This is a genomic window from Paenibacillus sp. FSL H7-0716 (assembly GCF_038002705.1).
GTDB classification, from domain to species: domain Bacteria; phylum Bacillota; class Bacilli; order Paenibacillales; family Paenibacillaceae; genus Paenibacillus_AQ; species Paenibacillus_AQ odorifer.
This window is the reverse complement of record NZ_JBBODA010000068.1, coordinates 1-10182: the sequence shown is the minus strand read 5'-3', so window position 1 is coordinate 10182 and position 10182 is coordinate 1. Positions and strand designations below refer to the sequence as shown.

Sequence of the window (10182 nt, the reverse complement as noted above, 5' to 3'; positions counted from 1 at the left end):
ACCGGACGCTTGTGCAGCTGGCGAAGCTGCGCCGCCAGCCTCCTGCAGCTTCAGCTCCTCCGGCCTCATAAGCTGTCGCTGCTTTCCAATACTTCATCGCGGATCGCATCCCGCCGCAGCTGCACACGCTGCTGCACTTCAGGGTCGAACGCTCCGATGATCTGTGCGGCCAGCAGGCCTGCATTTATAGCGCCTGCCTTACCAATAGCTACCGTTGCTACCGGAATGCCTCCAGGCATCTGCACGATGGAGAGCAGCGAATCCAGCCCATTAAGTGCTTTCGACTGCACGGGCACTCCAATCACTGGCAGAATCGTCTTTGCAGCCACCATACCCGGCAAATGCGCGGCGCCGCCTGCTCCTGCAATAATCACGCGAATGCCGCGGCCTGCGGCTTCCTCCGCATAGCGGAACATCAAGTCCGGTGTACGGTGCGCGGATACTACCTTCTTCTCATAAGACAATCCCAGCTCTTCCAGCACCCCACAAGCGTGCTCCATCGTATCCCAATCCGACTTACTACCCATGATGACAGCTACCTGCACAGACATGATTCGACCTACCTTCCAATCACTAGTATGAGATATCTTTATCTTGTAAATCCGAACAAACAGAGACTACATTCTCGTCCTTCAGGGATGACTATTGTTTTCCTTAATAATATAAGGTTGATGTATTACGTGTAACTTATTCCTTATATTAAAAAAGCCCGATGTCCATACGCATTTTGCTGCGGGAGGATCGGACTAGTAAAGGAATTAGGAAAAAACACTCCCGCTTGCCTCTCGCCAAACTGGCATTAAGCGCGGAAAACTGCACAATGCATCACTCCATTATCTGGACTGCATTATCGCATTCTAGCATCCTATTTCCTCGTAGTCCGGTAATTTACGGTTCCCGGGTAGAAACTTCCGGGCCATATTCCCGGTTTTATACGAGCTCTTCATGACATCAGTTTAACAATCCCCTACACATGATGTCAACTCAAACACGAACATTGGTAAAATCACCATAATAAATGTTCGCTTTTGGGCGGATTTAAATTCTCAATAACCTTATATTTTGTGAGGAAAGACTTCTTTCCGTACACTCCTACCTCTAATGCGCTATGGTGTTTAAGCTCCAGAATAAGACCTGTACTTCCTTAAATTGAAAAAAAAGGAACGCTATCAGCGTCCCTTTGAACTCTATATTATTTTACAACCAGCACTGGAATACGAGCGCTTTGTACTACATTATGGCTGACACTGCCCAGAACAAATTCACGTATACCGCCAAGCCCACGGCTGCCGATAACTATGATGTCTATAGCATTTTCCTTAGCATATTTCAAAATCACTTCCGCAGGAGATCCTTGTAAAAGCTCAACCTCAGCATTCAGACCTTCAGCCTCAAGGCGTCCCTTCACTTCTTCGGTAGTCTGCACTGCCAAATCATAATATTCTTTATTTACTGAAGCTGGTAGAGGTGCAAGAGCTTCTCCGATAAAAAATCTTGGGAATTCAAATGCGTGTACGACATGCAATATAGAACCTGGTGTGACTTTAGCGAGTTCAATTGCGCGCTCCAATGCTTGATTAGAAGCCTTTGAACCGTCATAGGCTAGCAAAATTTTAGAGAATAACATGTACGCCACCTCTTTTTCTAGTTTGTAATCCTAAAGACTATTATCTTAAAAAATAGCTGTACAAAAAGATATTCAGCAGCAGCAGAAGCGGAATTCCGATCCTGAAGGATGTATGACGCGTCTTGTGGCGCTTACGGTACATGGCAATCAGCACACCTAGTGCGCCGCCCATGGCTGCCAGCAGAAAAAGTGTTTTCTCAGGTACACGTTCCCGCCTTTTGCGGGCTTTGTTCTTGTCCTCGGACATCACTACATACCCGATAATATTAATTACCACAAACCACAACATTACAACCTTGACCATTCTCCCGGGCTCCTCCTCCTTGCTTCCTATCTCTATTATATTCCCCTTTTGCACAAAAAACCAATCATCCTTACACGCTCTGCCAAGTCTGTTAAGTTTCTTTTAGCTGCTTCTGCTTCGTATCCTTCATCCATACCCAGGATAAAATTGTAGCCAACGCCGCCGCAATCCCACCTAACCAGAATCCTCCGGTCAAGCCATATACAGAGCTCATCCAACCTGCTACGAATGGGCCTGCTGACATCCCTATCGCATAAACGGCCTGATAGAAACCCATGGCTGTAGCCCGTTTAAAGGGATCTATTTCTGATACGGATTTACTCAACAGCAGCGGAAAAATAAGTCCCTGCATAAAACCATTCCCCACCTGAGTCAGACAAAGCGCCGCTAACGTCGGCATAGAAGGAATGAGCAGCGTAAACAACGCGCTTCCCGCAAAGCCTAGCATAAGCTTCCCTCTATCACCCAGCAGCCCTCCAAACAGACGTGAACCGTAGAGTGTTGCGATGGCATGCGGAATCATAAAAGCGAGTGTTAGCCAGCCCAAGCTTTCTTTGCTTGCTCCGATATTCAGCGCCTGGTTCGGAGTATATCCGAACATCGTTATAAATAGCACACAGTGCGCCAGCACAGACAACAGCGAGACTTTTACCAGCAGAGGTTCCTTTACGACACCAGCCAGTTCCTTGATCTGTATGGCATTTTGCCGTTTTTCCTGCTTTTGTTCCGGTAACCGAAGCGCAAGAATTAGTGCCGCAATAGCTACAATTCCACCAATCAGAAAGGGGGCATTCCAGCCCCAATGCTCTACCATATAGCCGCTGATCATCATGCTGGTCAATTGGGCGATTACTGTAGTGAATTGCAGCATGCCCATCGCTTTTCCAGCTTCCTCTTTTGGAAAATATCCTGCGAACATCACAGAGTACACAACCCATGCCGATGCTGCTATCCCGGATACCGCACGTGCTGCCAACGCCCAACCCGGCTGTGCTCCCCACATAAAAAGAAAACAGCTGACTCCACTCGCAATCAATCCCAGATAGATAAACGGCCGCCGCCTATTTAAATAATCTGAACCGATGCCAATGGGTATACGGAATAGGATCTGCATTAACCCATATATCCCAAGCACCATGCCCACCATAAAATACGATGATCCCAAATGCTCAACATATGGTGAAAGCACCGGCACATAAATATAAGAAGAGAACCAAAACATAAATACAATAACCAAAAAGAAAAACCTGCTGCTTCCTTGCCCCTGTGGGCGATCTGCCGCTTTCAACGGATTCGCCTGCCGCTCAGCTGCCACCTAATCACCTGCTCCACTCATTTGCTTTCCATTCTAATTCAAAGCCTATCCGTAGACCACATAAACTTACTAGGATAGAAAAAAGACTACTGAGCACACTCAGCAGCCTTCATTATTCTAATCATTCGTTTTAATTGAAGCTAACCATCCGATGACTCCTACTACTTATCCTTCTTTTGTCCTTCAAGCGCTGCTTTCAGCAGTTCCCCAAGGTTAGAACCAATGCTTTCCTGCTTACTGTATTGCTGCACCAGCTTTTGCTGTTCACGTTTATTAACATGCTTGTGATCCTTATCTAAGGTCTCTGTGATTCCACAGCCTAGACATTGTACGAACATGCCTGCTTTACCCTCTTTAAGCTCCATTTTCTTATGGCACTGTGGGCAGCGGCGATTTGATAGTCTTTTCTCACCTGCACGGGTGTAGCCACAGTTATCTGCAGGACATACCAGCAGCTTCCCTCGTTTGCTCTTCTTCTCGAGTAGTCTTGTACCGCATTCCGGACAATGACTGTTAGAGACATTATGCGGCTTATATTCTGCTCCGCTAGTTTTCACACCTGTTACCAATTCCTGTGCCATACTGCGGATACCTTGTAAAAAGAGCTCCGGTTTGCCTTGACCACGCGCTATTTTCTCCAGCTCAGCTTCCCAACGTGCGGTTAGATCCGGGGTGCGTAGCTGAGTGGATACCAGCTCGATTAACTGCTTACCTTTTCCTGTCGGATGCAGGAGATTTCCTTGCCGCTCAATCGTATCGGAGCTTACCAGCTTCTCAATAATATCCGCGCGTGTAGCCGGGGTTCCGAGGCCGTGTTTCTCCATTTGCGTCAACAGCGAAGCTTCATTATAACGCTTCGGTGGCTGCGTTCGGCCAGCACGCACCATACAGCGGCCAATCGTGACAGCAGCCCCTTCGCGCAGCTCAGGCAGCTTGATACTGCCCGCTGCCGGCTCGTCCGCAGATTCCTCCTCGTCATCACTACTCATATCTCCGCCGTATACTTCGCGCCAGCCGGCATCTTTTACTGTCGTCCCTTTGACATGGAAGCTTTCGCCTTCCACATTGACAGTTACAGCTACTGCATCATAACGAGCTGGCGGATAGAACAAGCTTATAAAACGCCGCACAATCAGATCATACAACTTACGTTCCTCAGTACTCAGACCATTTAACAATACAGTCTGTTCTGTAGGAATAATAGCATGGTGATCACTGACTTTACTATCATCCACGATTCGCTTCGTAATCAGCAGCTGCTTGCGCAGCAATGGACGTGCTAACGCTGCATATGGACCGACCGCAACACTATCCAGTCTTTCCTTGAGTGTGCCCGTCATATCTGAAGTTAAGTAACGACTGTCCGTACGCGGGTATGTGACAAGTTTATGCTGCTCATATAACCGCTGCAGTACACTGGAGGTCTGCTTCGCGGAAAAGCCGAACTTCCGGTTCGCATCACGCTGCAGTTCAGTTAGATCATAAGCCAGTGGATGAGGTTCACTTTTCTCACTCTTCTGTACCTTAATAATACGGCCGCTGCGTCCTGTAAGCTTATCCTTTAAGCTGGCTGTCTTATCCTTTTCGAATATTCGGCCATCACCGTTACTGGCCCGCCATGCCGCTTGGAAATCCCCAAAATCAGCAGTCAGCGTCTCAAAATCAATGGAACGGAAACCCGTAATCTCCTGTTCACGATCCATGATCATCCCTAATGTCGGCGTTTGTACCCGTCCCGCTGAGAGCGGCGAACCGAACTTACAGGTCAAAGCTCTTGTGACATTCAGTCCAATCATCCAATCCGCCTCTGCGCGGCAACGTGCAGATTCATACAACCGATCAAATTCCCGACCCGGACGGAGTTTTGCAAATCCCTCTTTAATTGCCTTATCAGTCTGCGAGGATATCCATAACCGCCGGAATGGCTTTTTCCACCCTGCCATATTCATAATCCAGCGAGCCAGCAGCTCCCCTTCACGGGCAGCATCTGTAGCAACAATAAGCTCCTCAATGTCCTGACGCTTCATTAGATGCTGCACAGCCTTGTATTGCTGGTTGGTCTCCCGCAGCACCTTCAGCTTGGTCTTCTCCGGCAAAATCGGCAGATCCTCCAAGGCCCAAGTTGCAAACTTTTTATTATAATCCTCTGGCTCTGCCAGGCCGACCAAATGACCAAGCGCCCAGGTAACCACATATTTTGGACCTTCAATATAACTCTTCTGTTTATTATTACATCCCATGACCCGTGCAATCTCGCGTGCAACAGACGGCTTCTCCGCCAATACTAGTGTCTTCATAATGCTCCCCTTTCCACATCAAATTTCATTATAGCATTAAATGAATGTTAGCAAATATCGTCAGGCTTTACCGTATGCCTCTGTTATACACTAGATCGTATCTGATACCCGAAAGGAGTCATAGTCAATGAATGAACAAGAAAGCTATAATATATTATCTATAGGATCGGTTAGAGGTACAGCACATAATTTGCGGCTTGAAATCAACCCGGAATTCAGACCGGCGCTTAAAGGTTTATCTCAGTTTAGTCATTGCCAAGTGCTTTGGTGGCTGCATGAGTTTGCAGATGATCATTTCCGGCAGACTACACAGATTCAGCCTCCTTATGATGCGACCTTAACTGGAGTATTTGCTTCCCGTTCCCCTATTCGCCCTAATCCAATTGGGCTTAGTGTAGCAGCAATCCTGTCCGTCGATGTAGACACTGGAATAGTAGAGGTGGCTGGGCTTGATGCCTATTCGGGTACACCGATTCTCGACATCAAAGCCTATTTTCCTAGTGCAGATCGCGTAATGGAAGTGACCGTTCCCGATTGGGCTGCTGCTTGGGGCGACTGGACAGCAAATAATTGAAGTAATCGTGCTAGACACCATTTCTATTAACTGTTATGGGAGGACATCTCTTGAACAATCGCCAACTAATCATTCAAGCCTTAGATCTCATTGAGGATCGCTTAACCACGTTTCTTCCTGTAGCTGTCCTCTCCAAAGAAATGGGATACTCCCTTTATCATTTCACCCGTCTATTTCAAGCAGTCACTGGGATAGCACCCGGCGACTATATAGCCAGACGCAAAATCACTGAAGCAGCCTTGGACATTCATCGAATGCCAGAGCGCTCCCTCCAGGACATCTCATTAGACTATAACTTTAGTAACTATGAGACCTTTACCCGTGCCTTCAAAAGAATGCTGCACACGACTCCCTCTCTGGTTCGAAAAAGGCTTACTGAAACGAAACTCCCTTTGCTCCCTAGACTCTATGAACAGGATCTACTTCAAGTCCTTTCTGACAGTGATCTCTCCCCCCAGCTCGTTGATTTCGGAGAAATTATACTTCAAGGACCCGTAATTAGAGTAGACCATGATTTCTCCGTCATTTCTGATACTTGGCCTTTGCTTTTCAATAAGGTAGCCACTATATCGGATAGAATACAGCCTGAAAAATATTATCAGCTTGGCTTCTGGCCAGATGACTATGAGAGTAATGGGTTTTCGATCATGTGTGCCTGCGAACTTAGTCCTATAAAAGCAGACCACAATCAGACTTTCCCCCTTCAGATCTTACCACCCATACGTTATCTGAAATTCATCCATAAAGGCCGCTCTTGTGATATCCCTTCTACCTATAAATATATCTACGGAATCTGGCTGCCGAAAACAGAATACAGGATGTCCATTCCATTTGAATTGGAATATTATGGTGAATTGTACCTTGGACCAGATAACGAAAACTCGGTGAGTGAAATCTACATTCCGTTAGAATTTTTACAAGAAGAGACTATGTTGTCGTCTTTTATAGATGACAACCGTTACTCTTAGAAATATAAAGATATTATACTTTTGTAGCTTATAAATTCTCATTTTTTAACAAAAAGCCCGTATCTGCTATGCAGACACGGGCTTCTTTTTGCTTATGGGATTAATAGTTACTTTTGCTCCACCTGAATCGTTTGTTCAAGCTCCGGATAATAATGTTTAACTTGTTTTCCTTCTTCATCCCTTAATGCTTTATGGTTTTCATCAATGGAGTAAGTAAACGGCTTAACTGTAATTGTCTTTGGTGTTTGCGCGAACGGAATGAAATCTTTGTCTACCAAAGGATAGACTATAGCTGGCAAGTTAAATGACCCGCCCGATGAGAACGCATTACCTAGTTCATCAACAATTTCATAGAACATTTCAGAGGTTGTGTATCCATCCTTTTCTTTCACAGTTGGCGCTTTACCTTCTTCGCTGAGCTGTAATCTGCTTGTGGCTGGAGTTAATTCCAGCTTGGTAATCGTATAACTGAATTCTTCTGCCTCTTTTGTTTGGTTCAGATCAAGCTTGATAATTCCTTCCGTTACTTTTCTCACCGGCACCTTGATTACAAAAGGCTCTGCAATTTGTGCCACCGGCACACTGATGCTTAATTCAAATTCATCCCCCAAAGCCTCTATATTATTTAGATTTCTGTAATCGTATAAAATAGCATTCTTTTTGCCCTCAACATCACCAAAAGACGACATTTGGCTCTCCAGTTTTTTCCCATTCGGCAATTTCACTTCTGCTGAACCCAACAACCCTTTTTCGGACTGGTTCATTGTCACTTTCCCATGTTGTTCTGTTAGCGATGGATCGAACTCAATGGGTTCAATAATCATCTCAGCCATCATCTTATCATTATCAATGCCTTCCCGTTCAATCGCAAAAGCCAACCGCGAGCCGTCATAATAGGCATCGGTAACCTTTAAGGTCACTCCATCATGGGTAACGCTTTGGTTAGGGGCAGTAGATAATCCTTTTTCCTCAGCAGCATTTAGACCTTTATCGTCAATTCCCTTAAAAATACTACCTACAACAGGAATCTGCTTCAACGTTTCAGCCATGACCGGGGATACAAATCCGCTACCGATTATGCCCGCACCCAACACTGCTGCTGCCGAGGCAGCCACCAATGATTTTTTCAGGAACTTATTTCCATTCTTTCTTGACGCTCGTTTTTCCATTCCCTCGTCTCCTATTCGCTTCATAATTGAATCGCTGAAACTGTCTACCGGCATTTCATGATTTAGGAATGTTTGACGAATGTGCTCCATCTTCTGACTTTCAGTTGGATCTTGCCATTTCTCCATGAGGGCTGCCTCCTTCATTCATTCTTTGCCGGACTAACTTTTTGCGTAGACGTTCAAATTTTTTACGTAAAGTAGCTGAATTACAATCCATAATCTGACCCATTTCTTCAAAGCTGTATTGCTCAACCACCTTAAGAATCAGGAGATTGCTCTCTTCGGCTGTCAGGTCATCCATAAATAACTTCTGCAATGGCTCCTCATCGTTAGGATTATAATAGGCTTTAGGCTGCTGCTCTTTATATAGCGACAACAGACGGTTTCTTCGCTTACGTTTGCGAACCTGATCCAGACAATGATGATAGGCCACTTTATACAGCCATGCACTAAAAGAGACTCGTTTCTCATAACGTCTGAGTTCCTGATACACTTTTACAAATATATCTTGCACAGCATCCTCTGCTTCTTCATGACTTCTCAAAATATAATAGCAATACGTATAAATCTTTCTTTCATAGGCTTGTATTATAGTTCTATAGGCTTCGCGGTTACCCGCAAGAACCTGATCGATAGCCTCTTCAATTATTGTTTGATTCACTTGGACCCCGGGGCTGCGACGTTCCAAAGAATCACCTCCTTGTTATTGACTACAACTATATAACGAATGTAACCTCTTTAATTGTGACAGGCTCAAAAAATTTTCCAAATATGTTAGAAACACCATCCGTTTTTCAATAAAAAAAGCGACTGCCCCGATTGATGTTCGGAGAAATCGCTTATATAATAATATTCCATATTTATAAATTACTTACTTATTCGTGCTAATGGACCCTTTTAACGCTATACATGCTTCAAAATACACAGTATCACTATTCTGACCGCGTACATATATACCCTCATCCGTTACAGCTGAACGTAAAATAGTCAGTTCATCCCCAAACTTAGCTTCTTGTAGATAAGTAATCCGGAAGCGTGTGAACTCTGCATTATCCCATTCCGCTAAACTGAGCGCATCACAACATAAATCCCCGTATCGGGCATTATTCAAATGTCCGTTGCTGTCCAGCCCACTATATCTTACCTGATACTGATAAGCTTCTTCCATAGTAATATCAGAAGGGATCGTTACCTTAACAGGCATATCGCCTACTGAATCGCCATTATAGTGCTTAACCTGAACAGGAAGGGCATTCGGCCTAAGTATCTTTCTCTTCTCAATATCTACTAAAGCCCATATGGAACGTGCTGTAGCGATTTCTATATGATCTGCATCGAAAATACGATAATCCCGTTGCCACAGTGCCCCTTTAGTGCCTTTACTCCAGGTATGTACGCTAAGCAGATCATTCGGGCGGGGAATACGCTTAAAATCAAGATCTAACGTAATCATCATCCAGCCCATTCCTGCATTCAGAATCTCTTCCACACTTATCCCCAAATTACCCACTGCGAAGTCTGCCGCACATTGCATGATATCCAGAATAAAGGATAACTTACCCTGCGAACGATAATCCGTGTCGCTCGCATGTACAGAAAAATCTTCTATCCACACAAGATCACTACTGTTGTCCATTGTTTATCCTCCTGCCATGCAAAATATCCTTGCATTTACTTGAAGTATCCACATATACCACTGCTCTATCCACATAAATTGGGGACTACTTTCATTTTTGAATATATTTTATTATTTCATCCACATGTTAGTAACTTTTATAATTTCGTTAATTGCCCATAACTTATCCACATTATTTAAATTAAGCGATAAAGGGAACAAAAAAGCCATTGTTGATAAATCAACAATGGCTTCGTGTGCTTGGCAACGTCCTACTCTCCCAGGACCCTTCGGTCCAAGTACCATCGGCGCT

At 44.9% G+C, this 10182-nt stretch carries 11 protein-coding genes and 1 riboswitch; of the genes, 2 read left to right on the top strand and 9 right to left on the bottom strand.

Translation table 11 applies throughout. The annotated features are described in order from the left end of the window. Positions 1-65 precede the first annotated feature (65 nt). From purE to MHH60_RS32980, 5 genes are all read right to left on the bottom strand, one after another. Positions 66-551: a 5-(carboxyamino)imidazole ribonucleotide mutase gene (gene purE, locus MHH60_RS33000; RefSeq protein WP_076136919.1), complete on the bottom strand. Its 486-nt coding sequence runs from the start codon at positions 549-551 to the stop codon at positions 66-68. A 305-nt stretch (positions 552-856) separates the two neighbouring features. Continuing rightward, a riboswitch (purine riboswitch) is annotated at positions 857-958 on the bottom strand. A 234-nt stretch (positions 959-1192) separates the two neighbouring features. After that, positions 1193-1627, bottom strand: a complete 435-nt coding sequence (locus MHH60_RS32995; RefSeq protein WP_036680923.1) for a universal stress protein — start codon at positions 1625-1627, stop codon at positions 1193-1195. Between the two features lie 40 nt (positions 1628-1667). Beyond that, positions 1668-1931: a DUF1294 domain-containing protein gene (locus tag MHH60_RS32990; RefSeq protein ID WP_036680925.1), complete on the bottom strand. Its 264-nt coding sequence runs from the start codon at positions 1929-1931 to the stop codon at positions 1668-1670. A gap of 91 nt (positions 1932-2022) precedes the next feature. Further along, the gene (locus MHH60_RS32985; RefSeq protein WP_081389073.1) at positions 2023-3246 is read right to left on the bottom strand and encodes an MFS transporter; all 1224 of its coding nucleotides are present in this window, start codon (positions 3244-3246) and stop codon (positions 2023-2025) included. Positions 3247-3407: 161 nt separating this feature from the next. Then, positions 3408-5543: a DNA topoisomerase III gene (locus tag MHH60_RS32980; protein WP_076136921.1), complete on the bottom strand. Its 2136-nt coding sequence runs from the start codon at positions 5541-5543 to the stop codon at positions 3408-3410. A 127-nt stretch (positions 5544-5670) separates the two neighbouring features. On the opposite strand from MHH60_RS32980, the gene tsaA reads away from it, so the two are divergent. Together tsaA and MHH60_RS32970 are read left to right on the top strand one after the other, a co-directional pair. Further along, complete coding sequence (gene tsaA, locus MHH60_RS32975) at positions 5671-6117, top strand: tRNA (N6-threonylcarbamoyladenosine(37)-N6)-methyltransferase TrmO (RefSeq protein ID WP_076136923.1); 447 nt, start codon at positions 5671-5673, stop codon at positions 6115-6117. Between the two features lie 50 nt (positions 6118-6167). Continuing rightward, positions 6168-7085, top strand: a complete 918-nt coding sequence (locus MHH60_RS32970; RefSeq protein WP_076136925.1) for an AraC family transcriptional regulator — start codon at positions 6168-6170, stop codon at positions 7083-7085. Positions 7086-7192: 107 nt separating this feature from the next. On the opposite strand, the gene MHH60_RS32965 is transcribed toward MHH60_RS32970, so the two are convergent. The 4 genes from MHH60_RS32965 to MHH60_RS32950 all read right to left on the bottom strand — a co-directional run. Then, positions 7193-8380, bottom strand: coding sequence for a DUF4179 domain-containing protein (locus tag MHH60_RS32965; protein ID WP_076136927.1), 1188 nt, complete (start codon positions 8378-8380; stop codon positions 7193-7195). After that, positions 8355-8942 (bottom strand): RNA polymerase sigma factor, encoded by a 588-nt coding sequence (locus tag MHH60_RS32960; protein WP_076128449.1) that lies wholly within the window; start codon positions 8940-8942, stop codon positions 8355-8357. The genes MHH60_RS32965 and MHH60_RS32960 overlap by 26 nt, the downstream gene beginning before the upstream one ends. Before the next feature lie 183 nt (positions 8943-9125). Next, positions 9126-9890: an acyl-[acyl-carrier-protein] thioesterase gene (locus MHH60_RS32955; RefSeq protein ID WP_076136929.1), complete on the bottom strand. Its 765-nt coding sequence runs from the start codon at positions 9888-9890 to the stop codon at positions 9126-9128. A 111-nt stretch (positions 9891-10001) separates the two neighbouring features. Beyond that, a partial coding sequence (locus MHH60_RS32950) for a hypothetical protein (RefSeq protein ID WP_341161220.1) occupies positions 10002-10182 on the bottom strand: 181 nt, incomplete at its 5' end.

Excerpts from the sequence above, each read along its gene's own strand:
- purE (WP_076136919.1), bottom strand. The coding sequence starts at position 551 with ATGTCTGTGCAGGTAGCTGTCATCATGGGTAGTAAGTCGGATTGGGAT.
- MHH60_RS32995 (WP_036680923.1), bottom strand. The coding sequence starts at position 1,627 with ATGTTATTCTCTAAAATTTTGCTAGCCTATGACGGTTCAAAGGCTTCT.
- MHH60_RS32990 (WP_036680925.1), bottom strand. The coding sequence starts at position 1,931 with ATGGTCAAGGTTGTAATGTTGTGGTTTGTGGTAATTAATATTATCGGG.
- MHH60_RS32980 (WP_076136921.1), bottom strand. The coding sequence starts at position 5,543 with ATGAAGACACTAGTATTGGCGGAGAAGCCGTCTGTTGCACGCGAGATT.
- tsaA (WP_076136923.1), top strand. The coding sequence starts at position 5,671 with ATGAATGAACAAGAAAGCTATAATATATTATCTATAGGATCGGTTAGA.
- MHH60_RS32965 (WP_076136927.1), bottom strand. The coding sequence starts at position 8,380 with ATGGAGAAATGGCAAGATCCAACTGAAAGTCAGAAGATGGAGCACATT.
- MHH60_RS32955 (WP_076136929.1), bottom strand. The coding sequence starts at position 9,890 with ATGGACAACAGTAGTGATCTTGTGTGGATAGAAGATTTTTCTGTACAT.